1 protein-coding gene is annotated in these 281 nt (G+C 69.0%); it reads left to right on the forward strand.

The window, feature by feature from the left end; all coding sequences use genetic code 11:
- On the forward strand, positions 1 to 281 hold a 281-nt coding region (locus EN851_RS35965; protein WP_189587384.1), incomplete at both ends, for a CoA transferase.

The following is a 281-nucleotide window of genomic DNA, read 5'->3' on the forward strand; positions in this document are numbered from 1 at the left end:
GCGGCCAGTACGACACGCCGCTATGGCCCGCGATGCGCGCCGCCATTGCCGGCCGGGTCATAGAGAAAACGCGCGACGAATGGGCCGAGTTTTTCGCCGCGACCGATGCCTGCGTGGCACCCGTGCTGTCGCTGGTCGAAGCCAGGCACCACCCGCACAATCGCGCCAGGCAAAGCTTTGTGCAGGCCGGCCGGCTCGAGCGCCCGGCACCTGCGCCGCGTTTCTCGCAAAGCCCGCAAACGCTTGCCGCAATACCAGCGAGCGCCAATCGCGACCCCGCC

It is taken from the genome of Mesorhizobium sp. M8A.F.Ca.ET.208.01.1.1, from assembly GCF_004791315.1.
In the GTDB taxonomy this organism is placed as follows: domain Bacteria; phylum Pseudomonadota; class Alphaproteobacteria; order Rhizobiales; family Rhizobiaceae; genus Mesorhizobium.